We start from the raw sequence: 15,594 nt of genomic DNA on the forward strand, positions 1-15,594 counted from the left end.
TAACTTAGTGAATTTCTTGCAAATGCGAAATGCTAAAAGCTTATACCCCATATGTTTTTTCCTTGCGTTAATATTGCTGTTTCTAGCCCCTCTATATAGTTCGTTGTCATTGGGTAATGTAATTTACTCTTTGATATTATCTGTTAGTGGTGCTGTTTCTTTCTTTTTTATTACAAAAGACAAAAAAGCAATATCTATATGGGTAATAGCGCCACTAGTGGCTGCTCTCTTTTTCACTTTTTCAGTTCCATTAGTTCAGAATGATTTTCCAGTGGTCAGTATCACTGCTACGGGACAGAAAAATCCTGAGTCGATATCTTCTGAGGTTTTTGTTCAATTCGTTACGAATCCTAAATCACATATTTCTGTTTCATATCCCGGCTGGGAAAAAAGACCCGGAGTATATGTTTCTTATCAGAACCAGCCAAATACAATCACATTTTCTGGCCAATGGAGCAATGACTCGCATCTCAGTTTAACTAGTCATGCATACTCTGGTATTGCTAAATTAAAAATAGGTAATGATGAGCGAGAAATTGATCTCTATTCTTCCAACGCGCATACAATTAACATCCCACTTCCTGATGGCGCTGTTTCTTGGAAGAGTTGGCTGCAGAGGATTTCAATATTTATATCGCTTAGCCTACTTTTTTTTGCCCTTACAACTCCAGGTAGTGGGCGACAATCTGAAATTGCAAAACTATTAGCCCTGTGTTTGGTAGTAACTGGCGCTTCTCTGTGGTACGTCAAGGATATCTCTTATACAGGCGACCTGGAATTAGTAGTCCTTTCCGGGAATGGCTCTCCATCAAAAATGTCATTCGATGCTGGTTATGGCTTTACTAAAGCCTTAACATTTCCTGTGAAAACAGGTTCTGTTCATACCGAAAACTATCCTAACTCAAGCTCATCTGAGTGGCATCTTGAAGTAAGTGACGGTTCATTCTCTCGTGTTCTGCTTGACGGAGAAGCTATTCAAACAGAGCAAGTCTGTGACTTTTCAAAAGAAAGTAAAGGTTGCGTTTATCAAATCTTCGGTGACAACCCTCATATATGGTTAACTGATGGGCATATAAAATATCAATTAGTAAATGTTGAACGAAATAAAAACACGGATAAGTATTTTGTCTATATTTCAAAAAATAAGGATGTACTTACAGTTACTAGTTCGCGTGCAGTAATCTACTCCGCTGCATGGGAAAGGTACTCCCAGTGGGTTAATTCAGTTTCTGTAACTGACAAAAATAACTCAGAGTTCTCAACTCTGATCCGTATCAGTGCTCTTAAACCTGGTGTTTATAAGGCTTTGAGTGTAAATGAGAAAGGTGAGGGTGTAAAATTAACCTCTTTCAACTACCCTGACTTTGGTAGCTTTACAGCTATGAAAGTGGCATTTGTACTCGTTTGTATCAGTTTCGTTCTTTTGACTTACTTTTTATTTGCAATAATGCGTTGCCTGATTAGTTCTGCGATAAATGCCCAATCTAAAAAGATTTGGATAGTGTGCTTTGGCATCTTTGGGTGGTTGCTCATTGCTATGGTGATCGGATGGCCAGCTGTTCTAGGGTGGGATGGCTTTTCTCCTTATATTCAGGCGCAAGGAGGTCAAATTACTCTCTGGTACGGAATTGGTTATCCCCTAATCGTAGGTGGATTTTTATTGTCAAATATGCCACAAGTCATCACAGTATGGTCGTTTCTGGCTACCTCTGTTGTTTTGCTTGGTTCATGCTCTTTATTTTTTCGTTATTACCAGGGTAAGTTGGCGTGGTGGGGGGTCATCTGGGCTATTGTTTATATTCCATTGACAGTAATTATGTTGGGGATGCTTACTCATCTCCGTGATGCTTTCAATGGTTTGACTCTTGCTCTATTCATGCTTGGCAGTTTTTGCCTGGCAATATATTGGCGAAAACTTAATTTAAATGCAAAACTATTTTTTACAGTTACACTTTTTGTACTTGGCATTGCATTAGCATTATTACGTATTGATAACGTTCCTTCATTAATTTTTATCGCTATCGGTCTTAGCCTATTAACTTTTAAACCGAGTGTTAAATTGTTCTCGGTTTTACTGCTTATAGCAATGAGTTGGGGGGCTATAAATAAGGTCGTAGAACCATTGGTGTATCCAGATCGTCATCGCGCGGAGGAAGAGAAACGTCTTTACGCCTCAACTGCTGTTATGAACCCTCTAACAGGTATGTTGGTCTATGGCAAAGATAAGTTGGATCCTCAATTGTATAAAGATATTTATGTGTCGCTAAATAAAATTATGGATGTTGAGTATGCTTTAAAAAATTGGTCTCCTTATAATGTAGTCTATTGGCATCAGACAGCCTCAGAAAGGCCTCTACCAACATCTGAAGTATCTAAACAACTTACGAAATTGTATTTTATAAGTGCTATAAAGGAGCCTGTACTTTTTCTACACCTCCGGCTTTCATCTTTTACAGCTATACTGGGAAAAGATATTTTTCCTTTGCCTCCTATAGCTTCACCACAGTTTAATATTCTTCCTGGATTATCTGATCATCTATTAAGTACAACTAACCCTTGGAAACAAACAGTCGAACTTATGGGGTTTGGCCCACACCCTCATTTATCTGCTAATTTAATGAAAAGCTTAATGAAATGGTCTGATTACATTTCAAGTAATTATTTGCAAATACTTATGTGCTTTATGGCTATAGTGTTTTTTAAACGAGCGCCGTTTGCAGCTGTTATTGCTTGTGCCGAGCTTATTAGAGCCACTGTTTTCCTTTTCTTTGCTCCTGCATCGGTCTTCCTTTATCTTTACGAATTGCAACTTATAGGTTTCATGTTGCCTATGCTCATATTGATAGAATCCAAGGTGAGGAAATATAAAGGTGTAGGCAATGATTGTTAGATTCGCCGTTGTCTCAGGCCTGGGATGGTTAATTGATTTTTCTATCTTCGCATTATTGAATTTATTAGGGCTTCCAATCTGGCTGGCTAATATTGTTGGTGCCACTGCTGCTGTATTGTTTGTTTTCTTTGTTTCAGTCAGGAGAATTTTCCAATATAATGGCCACTATATCATTTGGAAACTTTTTAATTATATAGTTTATCAATTAATTGCTATAGTTTGTGCATCACTACTCATTGACTTCATAGCTTTACAATATGAGATATTGCCTATAGTAGCAAAAATTATAGTTACACCTTTAACCTTCTACGCAAACTTCCAGTTTATGTCTTTTTTGACCACTGGACGATTACGTTTAAAGTAGATGTTAATTTAAATATGTAAATATATCATTCAGCGCTATTGCTGAATGCTTTTTGTTTTTTAAGCCCAGCTCTAATTGTCTGGGCTTTTTTTTGTCTAAATTCTTATTGATTTTTACTTTTTCCTTAATATTAACTTAATAAATGAGATCTATAGTTATGAAGTAAATCTGAATTGTACTGTCTTTCATTGACACTTCATCAACTCAGACGTTACAACTTTTAATACATGTCATGATGATACAAACATGATGAGCAAAAGTTAACCCTGAGATAATTAAATGAAAATCACCATTTCTGGTACCGGATATGTTGGCTTGTCAAATGGTATTCTGATTGCTCAGAGCCACGAAGTGGTGGCACTGGATATCATCCAGACGAAAGTCGAGATGCTGAATCAGAAACAATCGCCGATTGTGGATAAAGATATTGAAGAGTATTTGGCGACCAGGTCACTAAACTTCCGCGCAACGACTGATAAGTATGATGCCTACCGCGATGCGGACTACGTCATTATCGCGACACCCACTGATTATGATCCAAAGACTAATTACTTTAATACCTCAAGTGTCGAATCTGTTATTCGCGACGTGGTTGCAATTAATCCAGATGCAGTAATGGTCATTAAATCTACCATCCCAGTAGGTTTTACTAATTCTATTAAAGAAAAATTGGGCACCGACAATATTTTCTTTTCACCAGAATTCCTGCGTGAGGGTAAAGCACTATATGACAACTTGTACCCATCTCGTATTGTCATCGGCGAGCGTTCAGAGCGCGCTGAGCGTTTTGCTGCTCTGCTACAGGAAGGGGCATTAAAGAAAGATATTCCGACCCTATTTACGGACTCAACCGAAGCCGAAGCTATCAAGCTCTTTGCAAATACCTACCTGGCTATGCGCGTAGCCTATTTTAACGAACTTGATAGCTATGCAGAGAGTTTAGGGCTCAATGCGCGACAGATCATAGAAGGGGTCTGTCTGGACCCGCGCATTGGTAACCATTACAACAATCCCTCTTTCGGTTACGGTGGATACTGTCTGCCAAAAGACACGAAGCAACTACTCGCCAACTATCAGTCTGTACCCAATAATATTATTTCAGCAATCGTTGATGCCAACCGGACGCGAAAAGACTTTATTGCTGATGCAATTATTTCACGAAAGCCAAAGGTCGTCGGTATTTATCGACTGATCATGAAAAGTGGCTCAGATAATTTTAGAGCATCGTCTATACAGGGTATTATGAAGCGTATCAAAGCGAAAGGTATCCCTGTCATAATCTATGAACCTGTATTGCCAGAGGATAGTTTTTTTAATTCGCGGGTTGAGCGTGATCTGACTAAATTTAAAAGTGAGTCCGATGTTATCATCTCTAACCGGATGGCCGAAGAACTGCTGGATGTAGCCGATAAAGTTTATACCAGAGATTTATTCGGAAATGATTAAACTATCAATAAAATAAAGATACCGGCATAGTGCCGGTATCTGTCTATTACTGATGTCTTTTGCGTAAATTCTCAATCACCGTCGTCAGGTCGAGGTCCTGATCCTGCAGCAGCACCAGCAGGTGATACATCAGGTCAGAGGCTTCATTCGTTAACTCGAAACGATCGTTCACGGTTGCGGCAAGCGCGGTTTCCACGCCTTCCTCGCCCACTTTCTGGGCAATGCGTTTAGTGCCGCTGGCATACAGCTTCGCGGTGTAGGAACTTGCTGGATCTGCGGTTTTACGTTCGGCGAGCAGTTGCTCGAGTTGATACAGGAACAGCCACTGGTGGCTGGCGTCGCCAAAGCAGCTTGAGGTGCCTTTATGGCAGGTCGGGCCAATCGGGTTAACCAGCACCAGCAGGGTGTCGTTGTCGCAGTCAGGTGCAATGCTCACCACATTAAGAAAGTTGCCAGAGGTTTCACCTTTGGTCCACAGGCGTTGCTTGGTCCGCGAGAAAAAGGTCACTTTGCCGCTTTCGAGCGTTGTATCCAGCGCCTCCGGGTTCATATAACCCAGCATCAAGACTTCACCGGAAACCGCATGCTGCACGATAACTGGCATCAGTCCGTCGGTTTTTTCCCAGTCCAGCTCGCGGCATTGTTGTTTCGTTAACATATCCTGATCTCCACGCCCTGTGTTGCCAGGTACGCTTTTAATTCGCCAATATTGATAATTTGCTTGTGAAAGACGGAGGCGGCAAGCGCGCCGTCCACGTCGGCGTCCCGGAAAGCTTCCAGGAAATGTTCCATAGTGCCCGCGCCGCCGGAGGCAATCAGCGGTACATGGCAAACGTCGCGCACTTTTTTCAACTGCTCCAGGTCATAACCGTTACGTACGCCGTCCTGGTTCATCATGTTCAGTACGATTTCGCCTGCGCCGCGTTTTTGGACTTCCTGTACCCAGTCCAGCGTTTCCCACTGCGTGACGCGGGTACGGCTTTCATCCCCGGTATACTGATTCACATGATATTTGCCGGTTTCGGCGTCATACCAGGTATCAATGCCCACCACGATGCACTGCACGCCGAAGCGGTCCGCCAGACGAGTGATAAGCTCCGGTTCGGCCAGCGCCGGGGAGTTGATGGAGATTTTGTCCGCCCCGAAGGAGAGGATACGTGCCGCATCGTCGATGGATTTAATGCCACCGGCAACACAGAACGGGATATCAATCACTTCCGCTACGCGTGATACCCAGCTTTTATCCACTACGCGGCCATCGCTGGACGCGGTGATATCGTAGAACACCAGTTCATCTGCGCCTTCATCGGCATAGCGTTTTGCCAGCGGGACAATGTCGCCAATAATCTCGTGATTACGGAACTGGACGCCTTTTACCACCTGACCATCACGGACGTCCAGACAAGGAATTATGCGTTTTGCCAGCATTGAATGGCCTCCTCAACGGTGAACTTTCCTTCCAGCAGGGCTCGTCCGACAATCACGCCGCGAACTCCGGTCCCGCGCAGGGCTGCTACATCCTCAATTCCGCCAATGCCGCCAGATGACTGAAACGCGACCTGCGGGTATTTGGCGCACACTTCTTCATAAAGCGCGACGTTCGAGCCTGCCAGCGTACCATCGCGAGAGATATCGGTGCACAGCACGTGCTTCAGGCCGACGGGTAAATAGGTCTCAACCAGTTCTTCCAGTGAAACCCCGGAATCTTCCTGCCAGCCGCTAACCGCTACCTGTTTATTGCCGCGCTCGTCAATACGAACGTCCAGCGCCAGCACCAGCGCGTCGGCGCCAAAACGGGTAAACCAACTCTTGACTTCCTCGGGGGATTTTACCGCCGTCGAGCCCACCACCACGCGCGCCACACCTGCGTCAAGAAGCGCCGCAACGTCCGCTTCCGTACGCACGCCACCGCCAACCTGAACCGGAACATTGACGCCAGCGACCAGCGTTTTAATCAGTGGGATCTGGCGCTGCGCCGGATCTTTCGCGCCGGTTAAATCTACCAGGTGCAGTACCTCTGCGCCCTGGGCTGCATAATCCTGCAAACGGGGAAGAGGATCGTTGCCGTAATCACGTTGCTTAGCGTAATCGCCCTGATGAAGACGCACCACCGTGCCGTCGATTAAATCTAATGCCGGAATAATCATTACATCTCCAGAAAGTTTTTCAGCAACTGCGCCCCAGCCGCGCCCGAACGTTCCGGGTGAAACTGCACGCCAAAGAAATTGTCCTTTTGTACTGCCGCGGTAAACGGTTCGCCGTAATTGCACTGGGCGATGGTCCACGGGTTTACCGGCATAGCGTAGCTGTGTACAAAGTAGAAATACGCGCCATCTTCAATGCCCTGGAACAGACGATTTCCCGCCTGCGGATAGATGCGATTCCAGCCCATATGCGGCAGAGGCAGACCGAAATCGGTCATCTTCGGAACGTCCTGCTCAATAATGCCCAGCAGGGAAACACCGTTACTCTCTTCGCTACGACGGCCAAGCAGTTGCATGCCTAAGCAAATCCCCAGTACCGGTTGCGTACAGGCTTTAATCAGTTCAATCAGATCGCGCTCGTGCAACTGGTCCATAGCAGCCTGGGCGGTACCGACGCCTGGCAGAAACAGTTTATCGGCACGCAGCACTACGTCCGGGTCACGGCTGACAATTGGGTCGTATCCATGGCGTGCGACGGCGGATTTTACCGAGTGCAGGTTGGCGCAACCGGTATCAAGGATCACCACGTTCATTACAGCACTCCTTTTGAGGAGGGCAGCGTGTCGCCTTCTACACGAATCGCCTGACGCAGCGTACGACCAAAGGCTTTAAACAGGCTCTCCACACGGTGGTGGTCATTTTTCCCTTTGGTTTTCAGGTGTAAGGTGACGCCCATGGTATAGGAGAGCGAACGGAAGAAGTGTTCAATCATCTCCGTGCTCAGATCGCCCACGCGCTGGTAGGTAAATTCTGCGCGATATTCCAGGTGCGGGCGCCCGGAGATATCCAGCGCGCAACGTGCCAGACACTCGTCCATCGGCAGCACAAAACCAAAACGGTTGATGCCACGTTTATCGCCTAATGCCAGCTTTAAGGCTTCACCCAGCGCCAGACCGGTATCTTCAACGGTGTGGTGATCGTCTATGTACAGATCGCCCTTGACGGCAATCTCCATGCGAAAACCGCCGTGGGTGGCGATTTGATCCAGCATGTGGTCAAAGAAGCCAACGCCGGTATTAATTTTGCTGCTGCCTTCGCGGTCGAGCCAGACTTTGACGTCAATCTGCGTTTCTTTGGTATTACGCTCAACGTGCGCGTAGCGGTCACGTTTGGTCAGTTGCTCGCCGATCATCGGCCAGTTCAGGGTATCGCGGTGATAGCGTAATCCGCTAATGCCCATATTTTCAGCGAGCTGAATATCGGTCGCCCGGTCGCCAATGACGTAGCTGTTTGCCACATCCATGGCCTGCTCAACCAGATACTGCTCAACCAGCTTCACTTTTGGCTTACGGCAATCGCACTCGTCCGCTGGCAGGTGCGGGCAGATCAGTACCTCATCAAACGCAACGCCCTGAGAGGTGAAGATTTGCATCATCAGGTTATGCGGACCGTCAAAATCAGCCTGCGGGAAGCTCTGCGTACCGAGTCCATCCTGGTTAGTAATCATTACCAGCTTAAAGCCCGCCTTTTGCAGTTTCAGCAAAACGGGAACGACTTCCGGCTCGAAGGCGAGTTTGTCAAAGCGATCGACCTGATAGTCACTTGGCGGTTCGGAAATCAGGGTTCCATCACGGTCAATAAAAAGATACTTCTGGCTCATACTTGCTCCGCACGTAATGCGTCAATGACGCGCTGGCTCTCTTCACGGGTTCCGACAGTAATTCGCAGGCAGCCGCTTAACGAAGGTTGTTTATTCTGATCTCGTAAGATAATGCCCTGATCCCACAAAGATTTAAATACGCTGCTTGATGCGGTGAAGCGCGCCAGAACATAGTTGGTTTCAGAGTTGAAAACCTGTTCTACACAGCGAATTTCTTTCAGGTTCTCCACCAGATACTGACGCTCTTGCAGGATCTGCTCTACGCGTTGGCGCATGGCGGAAATCCCTTGCGGCGTCAGCGCCTGGGCGGCGATATCCGCCACCGGCGTAGAGAGCGGGTAGGGAGCAATCACCTTTAACAGCAGATTGATAACCTCTTCATTCGCCAGCATAAAGCCGCAGCGTAAACCGGCGAGAGCAAACGCTTTGGACAGCGTGCGTAATATCGCCAGATGCGGATATTCAGAAAGCCAGCCTGCCAGCGTGGCCTGCGGACAGAACTCAATATAGGCCTCATCAGCGACCACAATGGCTTTACCCTGCGTCATTTCGAGCAGTGCGCGCAGGTCTTGTGGGTTAATCAGCTGGCCGGTTGGGTTGTTGGGGCTGCATACGTAGACTACCTTCACGCCATCAAGCTTGTCCGCGATGCCCTGCAAATCCAGTTGCCAGTTATCAAGTGTCGGGACGGTGCGGCATTCAACGCCAATCGTTTCTGCGCTGACGCTGTACATGCCGTAAGTCGGCGGACAGTACAAAATTGCATCTTTACCGGGTTCACAAAATGCACGCACCAGCAGTTCGATCCCTTCATCTGCGCCGCGGCTGACCAGCACCTGTTCCGGTTTAACGCCAGCATACTGCGCGTAATTCTCAATCACCGCTTTCGGCTGGCACTCCGGGTAGCGGTTCAGCGTCTGCTGGCTTAGCTGAAACTCAACGGCGGTGGGGTACTCATTCGCGTTGAGCCAGACATCGCCGTTGCCGCCAAGGCGACGGGCAGACAGATAGGGCGTTAACTCGCGAACATTCTTACGGGCTAAATCAGTGACGCTGAGAAAGTTGTCAGTGCTCATGCTTGCTCCTTCAGGGCGTTAACGCGCAGGGTGACGGCATTTTTGTGGGCAGTCAGTCGTTCAGCAGCGGCCAGTGTTTCAATGGTTGAGGCCAGGGCAGAGAAACCTTGAGGTGTTAATTCCTGTACGGTCATCCGTTTCTGGAAATCCGCCAGCCCAAGGCTTGAGCAGGTCGCGGTATAGCCGTAGGTTGGAAGAACGTGGTTAGTGCCAGAAGCGTAGTCGCCTGCGGATTCCGGTGACCAGTCGCCGAGGAACACCGAACCAGCGCTGGTGATATCGTCAACCAGCTCTCGCGCGTTACGGGTCTGAATAATCAGGTGTTCCGGGCCGTAGGCGTTAGAAATGTCCACGCACTGCTCAAGATCGTTGGCGACAATCAGTCGGCTGGCACTGAGCGCCTGGCGTGCGGTCTCAGCGCGGGAAAGTTCGGCGAGCTGGCGTTCAACGGCTTTGGCAACGCCCTCTGCCAGCGTAGCGTCTGGCGTCAGGAGGATAACCTGCGAGTCGGGGCCGTGTTCGGCCTGAGAAAGCAGGTCGGAAGCGACAAAGTCTGGCGTTGCGCCGCTGTCGGCGATAACCAGCACTTCAGACGGGCCAGCAGGCATGTCGATGGCCGCGCCGTCAAGACGCTGGCTAACCTGGCGTTTGGCTTCGGTCACATACGCATTGCCTGGCCCGAAGATTTTATCGACCTTCGGAATAGATTCAGTCCCCAGCGCCAGCGCGGCAATAGCCTGCGCGCCGCCCACATTAAACACCTCTTTTACGCCACACAGCTGTGCGGCGTAGAGGATTTCATCGGCAATAGGCGGCGGTGAGCAGAGCACCACTTTTTGGCACCCGGCGATGCGCGCCGGGGTCGCCAGCATTAATACGGTAGAGAACAGCGGCGCCGATCCCCCTGGAATATACAGCCCCACGGAAGCGATAGGACGAGTCACCTGCTGGCAACGGACACCCGGCTGAGTTTCGATGTCCACCGGCGGCAGGATTTGCGCGGTGTGGAAAGTAGCAATATTACGCACCGCCGCCTGCATGGCTTGTTTCAGTTCGTCGCTCAGGCGACTGCTGGCCTGCTGAATTTCTTCCTCGGTGACGCGCAGTGCGCCGACCTCGGTTTTATCAAACTTCGCGCTGTATTCACGTAGCGCCCGGTCGCCATTATTTTTGACGTTCTCAAGGATCTCGGCCACCGTGCGGCTGATGCTTTCAGAGGCGGAAATCGCCGGGCGCATCAGCAGTTCGCGCTGCTGCTCAGGGCTACAGCTATTCCAGTCAATCAGGGTATTGAAGCTCATGGTCGTTACTCCATCATCTTCTCAATCGGCAGCACCAGAATTGAGCTGGCACCGAGCGCTTTCAGTTTTTCCATCGTTTCCCAGAACAGGGTTTCGCTGCTGACCATGTGCATGGCAACGCGCTGTTGGTCACCCGCCAGCGGCAGAATAGTCGGGCGCTCAGCGCCAGGCAGCAGAGCGATGACTTCGTCCAGACGCTCGCTCGGCGCGTGCATCATGATGTACTTGGATTCGCGGGCCTGAATCACCCCCTGAATACGGGTCAGCAGTTTGTCGATCAGTTGTTGCTTGGCGTCGGCCATTTCGCCGTCGCGCTGAATCAGGCAGGCTTTAGAGCGGTAAATCACTTCCACTTCACGCAGACCGTTAGCTTCAAGCGTTGCGCCAGTTGAAACCAGATCGCAAATCGCATCAGCCAGACCCGCGCGGGGGGCGACTTCTACAGAGCCGTTTAACAGACAGGATTTAAACGATACCCCTTTTTGATCGAGATAACGTTTGAGCAGGTGCGGGTAAGAAGTCGCGATACGCTTACCGTTCAGTGCTGCCGGGCCATCCCAGGCTTCGTCAACCGGGGTTGCCAGCGAGAGACGGCAGCCGCCGAAGTCCAGGCGGCGCAGGGTAAAATAGCGAGGATCTTCACCCTGTGCCCGGCGGTTGAGCAGTTCCTCTTCGAGAACGTTTTCCCCGATGATGCCGAGATCAACGACGCCATCCATTACCAGACCAGGGATATCGTCATCACGCACGCGCAGGATATCGATTGGCATATTCTCCGCCATCGCAATCAGGCGCTGGGTGTGGAGATTAATTTTAATGCCGCAACGGGCCAGCAATTCGCGTGAATCATCGCTTAAACGGCCTGATTTCTGCATAGCTATGCGTAAACGGGTGTTATCTAACATTCTTTATTCCTCGTTATCCTGTCTGAATCAGTTTGGGTCACGCACAAAAAAAAGCCCCCGGAAGAAATCTTCCGGGGGCTTTCTCATACGCTCATGCACCGCTGGAAGATTTAAATGTCTCCCAGCACACATCGCCTGAAAGACTAGTCAGGATGATGGTGATGATGGTGTTTAAATTGAGCGCGTGTCATAAATTTTCTCGATGAATGTTTATTCATTTGATGTCTTTTAACCTAAACCACTTTAGCTACGGAAAGCAAGGGCTTTTTTTGATCATTAATTCATTTCATATTGATACTATGAATTGTCAGCCGCAGTGGGCTAGCGTAGCCTTGCGTTATAGGCCAAAAGTCAGGAGAGAAGGCATGAAAAAGGTCGCAATTGTCGGTTTAGGTTGGTTAGGCATGCCGTTAGCTATGTCGCTGGCGGCGAGAGGCTGGCAGGGTACCGGCAGCAAAACCACATTGGATGGGGTGGAAGCGGCCCGCATGAGTGGTATCGAGAGCTACTCGCTGCGCCTGGAGCCTGAACTGGTCTGTGAGCCAGACGATCTCGACGCACTGATGGACGCCGATGCGTTGGTTATTACGCTACCTGCGCGCCGTAGCGGCCCGGGGGAGGCATTTTACCTGCAAGCTATGCAGGAACTGGTCGACAGTGCGCTGGCGTATCGTATCCCGCGGATTATTTTTACCAGCTCGACGTCGGTCTATGGCGATGCACAAGGCATCGTGAAAGAAGGGACGCCGCGTAACCCGGTTACGGCGAGCGGTCGGGTTCTGAAAGAACTTGAAGACTGGTTGCACAATTTACCAGGCACCTCGGTGGATATTTTGCGCCTGGCCGGGCTTGTGGGGCCGGGCAGACATCCTGGTCGCTTTTTCGCTGGCAAGACGGCGCCAGATGGTCATCATGGCGTCAATCTGGTGCATCTGGATGATGTGGTTTCTGCCATCTCGTTGCTGCTGCAAGCGCCCAAAGGGGGACACATCTATAATATATGTGCGCCTATGCATCCGGCGCGTAATGTGTTCTATCCGCAGATGGCCCGCCAGTTGGGGATGGAGCCGCCAGAATTTCGCGGCGGTGAGGATAACGGTAAAGGTAAAGTCATTGATGGCAACCGTATCTGTAATGAGCTTGGGTTTGAGTACCAGTATCCCGACCCGCTGGTGATGCCGATGGAGTGACAGGCCAGCAGAGTGTCGCTGATACCGCCAGGGGGCGAGTATGAAACCACTGCTGGATGTTCTTATCATTCTCGATGCGTTGGAAAAAGAGGGCAGTTTCGCGGCGGCGTCGGCAAAATTATTTAAGACGCCGTCGGCGCTTAGCTATACCGTCCATAAGTTGGAAAGCGATCTTAATATTCAGCTACTCGATCGCAGCGGACATCGGGCGAAGTTTACCCGCACCGGTCAGATGCTGCTGGAAAAGGGGCGGGAGGTGCTGCACACCGTCCGCGAACTTGAAAAGCAGGCGATTAAACTTCACGAAGGCTGGGAGAATGAACTGGTTATTGGCGTAGATGATACGTTTCCCTTTTCGCTGCTGGCCCCACTCATCGAATCTTTCTATCAACACCACAGTGTGACGCGCCTGAAATTTATCAATGGCGTGCTGGGCGGCTCATGGGATGCCCTCACTCAGGGACGGGCGGATATTATCGTCGGCGCCATGCATGAACCGCCTGCCGCGAGCGAATTTGGCTTTGCGCGGCTGGGGGTTCTGGAACAGGTGTTTGTGGTTGCGCCGCATCACCCGCTGGCACAGGAACAGGAGCCGTTAAGTCGTCGCACCATTCGGCGTTTTCGCGCCATTGTGGTGGGCGACAATGCGCAGCATGCCAGCGCCTCAGGTTCTCAGGTGCTTGACGATCAGGAAGCGATTACCGTTTTTGACTTCAAAACCAAGCTGGAACTGCAAATCAGCGGTCTGGGATGTGGCTATATTCCGCGCTACCTGGCGCAGCGATTTCTGGAGAGCGGCGCGCTGATTGAAAAAAATGTGGTCGCGCAAATTGTCTTTGAACCTGTGTGGATAGGCTGGAATGAACAGACCGCCGGGCTAGCCAGTGCCTGGTGGCGGGATGAGATTTTAGCAAATAGTGCTATTGCGGGGGTGTACGTTAAAACGGCTGCTGATAAATCAATCAGTTAAGAAAAAATATTCTTTTACAGCTGCTTCAATCTCTTGTTATTTCTCTCCAAATTAGTGCAAAATACGCCGCTTGCAAAAAATGACATTAACCGACGTTTTCATACGCGTCGGTTATTTTTTTTTGCATCAAACCAATCATTCATAAAAGAGGCCGGGCTTCGTACCGGATAGATACTTACTTAAAAATCGACAGTTGTTGTCGCTGAGGATTAACAAAAAATGGGGCAATTTTTTGCTTACGCGACGGTTTTCACCGTAATGGGGGATAACCATGTCGCATAACGCTACTCCAAACACCTCTCGCGTGGAATTACGTAAAACGCTTACGCTGGTTCCGGTTGTCATGATGGGCCTTGCCTATATGCAGCCGATGACGCTGTTCGATACATTCGGTATCGTATCAGGAATGACCGATGGTCACGTCCCGACAGCTTACGCCTTTGCACTGATCGCCATCCTCTTTACCGCACTGAGCTACGGTAAACTGGTGCGTCGCTATCCGTCTGCAGGCTCTGCCTACACTTACGCCCAGAAATCCATTAGCCCGACCGTTGGCTTTATGGTGGGTTGGTCATCACTGCTGGACTACCTGTTCGCACCGATGATTAACATTCTGTTGGCGAAAATTTATTTTGAAGCTCTGGTGCCGTCGATACCGTCATGGATATTCGTGGTGGCGCTGGTGGCCTTTATGACCGCCTTTAACCTGCGCAGCCTGAAATCTGTTGCGAATTTCAACACCGTCATCGTGTTGTTGCAGGTGGTACTGATTGCAGTGATCCTCGGCATGGTCGTTTATGGCGTGTTCGAAGGGGAAGGTGCCGGTACGCTGGCGAGTAGCCGTCCGTTCTGGTCTGGTGATGCGCATGTGATCCCGATGATCACGGGGGCCACCATCCTGTGCTTCTCGTTCACCGGTTTTGACGGTATCAGCAACCTGTCTGAAGAAACCAAAGACGCTGAACGCGTGATCCCGCGTGCGATTTTCCTGACCGCGCTGATTGGTGGCCTGATCTTTATCGTCTCCACCTATCTGTTGCAGTTGTACTTCCCGGATATCTCGCGCTTCAAGGATCCAGACGCTTCACAGCCGGAAATCATGCTGTATGTCGCTGGTAAATTCTTCCAGGTTGGCGCGCTGATTTTCTCTACCATTACCGTACTGGCGTCCGGTATGGCGGCGCATGCAGGCGTAGCGCGTCTGATGTACGTGATGGGCCGTGACGGCGTATTCCCGAAAAGTTTCTTCGGTTACGTACACCCGAAATGGCGTACTCCGTCCATGAACATCATTCTGGTTGGTGCGATTGCTCTGCTGGCAATCAACTTCGACCTGGTGATGGCGACGGCGCTTATTAACTTCGGTGCGCTGGTAGCGTTTACCTTCGTTAACCTGTCGGTAATCTCCCAGTTCTGGATCCGTGAGAAGCGTAACAAAACGCTGAAAGACCACTTCCAGTACCTGTTCCTGCCAATGTGCGGTGCGCTGACCGTTGGCGCGCTGTGGGTGAACCTGGAAGAGAGCTCAATGGTTCTGGGCCTGATCTGGGCTGCTATTGGCCTGATCTACCTGGCTTGCGTGACCAAAAGCTTCCGTAATCCGGTACCGCAGTACGACGAAGATATCGCGTAATAACGGCATTTAGCT

Annotated in this window: 15 protein-coding genes, 1 pseudogene and 1 other annotated feature; of the genes and pseudogenes, 7 read left to right on the forward strand and 9 right to left on the reverse strand. The window is 49.6% G+C overall.

All coding sequences use genetic code 11. The features are described from left to right. The first annotated feature begins 7 nt into the window (after positions 1 to 7). The 3 genes from OGV80_RS22995 to ugd all read left to right on the forward strand — a co-directional run bounded on the left by OGV80_RS22995 (position 8) and on the right by ugd (position 4,700). A complete protein-coding gene (locus OGV80_RS22995; RefSeq protein WP_200000828.1) occupies positions 8 to 2,890 on the forward strand; it encodes a hypothetical protein in 2,883 nt (960 codons plus the stop codon). Continuing rightward, positions 2,880 to 3,254: a GtrA family protein gene (locus OGV80_RS23000; protein ID WP_043016855.1), complete on the forward strand. Its 375-nt coding sequence runs from the start codon at positions 2,880 to 2,882 to the stop codon at positions 3,252 to 3,254. The genes OGV80_RS22995 and OGV80_RS23000 overlap by 11 nt, the downstream gene beginning before the upstream one ends. A 279-nt stretch (positions 3,255 to 3,533) precedes the next feature. Continuing rightward, positions 3,534 to 4,700, forward strand: coding sequence for a UDP-glucose 6-dehydrogenase (ugd, locus tag OGV80_RS23005; protein WP_087052563.1), 1,167 nt, complete (start codon positions 3,534 to 3,536; stop codon positions 4,698 to 4,700). A 46-nt stretch (positions 4,701 to 4,746) separates the two neighbouring features. Here ugd and hisIE read toward each other — a convergent pair whose 3' ends face one another. The 9 genes from hisIE to hisL all read right to left on the reverse strand — a co-directional run bounded on the left by hisIE (position 4,747) and on the right by hisL (position 11,977). Then, the gene (gene hisIE / locus OGV80_RS23010) at positions 4,747 to 5,358 is read right to left on the reverse strand and encodes a bifunctional phosphoribosyl-AMP cyclohydrolase/phosphoribosyl-ATP diphosphatase HisIE (RefSeq protein WP_043016853.1); all 612 of its coding nucleotides are present in this window, start codon (positions 5,356 to 5,358) and stop codon (positions 4,747 to 4,749) included. After that, on the reverse strand, positions 5,352 to 6,128 hold the full coding sequence (gene hisF, locus OGV80_RS23015; RefSeq protein WP_019077116.1) for an imidazole glycerol phosphate synthase subunit HisF: 777 nt from the start codon (positions 6,126 to 6,128) through the stop codon (positions 5,352 to 5,354). The genes hisIE and hisF overlap by 7 nt, the downstream gene beginning before the upstream one ends. Continuing rightward, entirely contained in the window at positions 6,110 to 6,847 is a 738-nt protein-coding gene (gene hisA / locus OGV80_RS23020) for a 1-(5-phosphoribosyl)-5-[(5-phosphoribosylamino)methylideneamino]imidazole-4-carboxamide isomerase (protein ID WP_043016852.1), read from the reverse strand. The genes hisF and hisA overlap by 19 nt, the downstream gene beginning before the upstream one ends. Next, positions 6,847 to 7,437, reverse strand: a complete 591-nt coding sequence (gene hisH, locus OGV80_RS23025) for an imidazole glycerol phosphate synthase subunit HisH (protein WP_199994417.1) — start codon at positions 7,435 to 7,437, stop codon at positions 6,847 to 6,849. Before hisH ends, hisA begins: the two co-directional genes overlap by 1 nt. Then, the gene (hisB, locus tag OGV80_RS23030; protein ID WP_075145973.1) at positions 7,437 to 8,504 is read right to left on the reverse strand and encodes a bifunctional histidinol-phosphatase/imidazoleglycerol-phosphate dehydratase HisB; all 1,068 of its coding nucleotides are present in this window, start codon (positions 8,502 to 8,504) and stop codon (positions 7,437 to 7,439) included. Before hisB ends, hisH begins: the two co-directional genes overlap by 1 nt. Then, entirely contained in the window at positions 8,501 to 9,580 is a 1,080-nt protein-coding gene (hisC, locus tag OGV80_RS23035) for a histidinol-phosphate transaminase (RefSeq protein ID WP_286515800.1), read from the reverse strand. The genes hisB and hisC overlap by 4 nt, the downstream gene beginning before the upstream one ends. Further along, complete coding sequence (gene hisD / locus OGV80_RS23040; protein WP_043016848.1) at positions 9,577 to 10,881, reverse strand: histidinol dehydrogenase; 1,305 nt, start codon at positions 10,879 to 10,881, stop codon at positions 9,577 to 9,579. Before hisD ends, hisC begins: the two co-directional genes overlap by 4 nt. Before the next feature lie 5 nt (positions 10,882 to 10,886). After that, positions 10,887 to 11,786 carry an ATP phosphoribosyltransferase gene (hisG, locus tag OGV80_RS23045; protein ID WP_003030161.1) on the reverse strand — a complete coding sequence of 300 codons (900 nt, stop codon included), beginning with the start codon at positions 11,784 to 11,786 and terminating at the stop codon, positions 10,887 to 10,889. A 45-nt stretch (positions 11,787 to 11,831) separates the two neighbouring features. Beyond that, positions 11,832 to 11,954 (reverse strand) — a sequence feature (His leader region). Next, a complete protein-coding gene (gene hisL / locus OGV80_RS23050) occupies positions 11,930 to 11,977 on the reverse strand; it encodes a his operon leader peptide (protein WP_100250077.1) in 48 nt (15 codons plus the stop codon). (Overlaps the previous feature by 25 nt.) A 174-nt stretch (positions 11,978 to 12,151) precedes the next feature. Between hisL and OGV80_RS23055 the strand changes: the two genes are divergently transcribed. The 4 genes and pseudogenes from OGV80_RS23055 (at position 12,152) to plaP (ending at position 15,579) form a co-directional block, all read left to right on the forward strand. Further along, the gene (locus tag OGV80_RS23055; protein ID WP_286515801.1) at positions 12,152 to 12,976 is read left to right on the forward strand and encodes an SDR family oxidoreductase; all 825 of its coding nucleotides are present in this window, start codon (positions 12,152 to 12,154) and stop codon (positions 12,974 to 12,976) included. A gap of 40 nt (positions 12,977 to 13,016) precedes the next feature. Continuing rightward, positions 13,017 to 14,001, forward strand: a pseudogene (locus tag OGV80_RS23060) (LysR family transcriptional regulator). A gap of 164 nt (positions 14,002 to 14,165) precedes the next feature. Continuing rightward, entirely contained in the window at positions 14,166 to 14,228 is a 63-nt protein-coding gene (gene yoeI / locus OGV80_RS24440) for a membrane protein YoeI (RefSeq protein WP_100194947.1), read from the forward strand. After that, on the forward strand, positions 14,218 to 15,579 hold the full coding sequence (gene plaP / locus OGV80_RS23065) for a putrescine/proton symporter PlaP (RefSeq protein WP_016153551.1): 1,362 nt from the start codon (positions 14,218 to 14,220) through the stop codon (positions 15,577 to 15,579). The genes yoeI and plaP overlap by 11 nt, the downstream gene beginning before the upstream one ends. Positions 15,580 to 15,594: the final 15 nt, after the last annotated feature.

Source organism: Citrobacter sp. Ce119, from assembly GCF_030334525.1.
Lineage (GTDB): Bacteria > Pseudomonadota > Gammaproteobacteria > Enterobacterales > Enterobacteriaceae > Citrobacter > Citrobacter europaeus.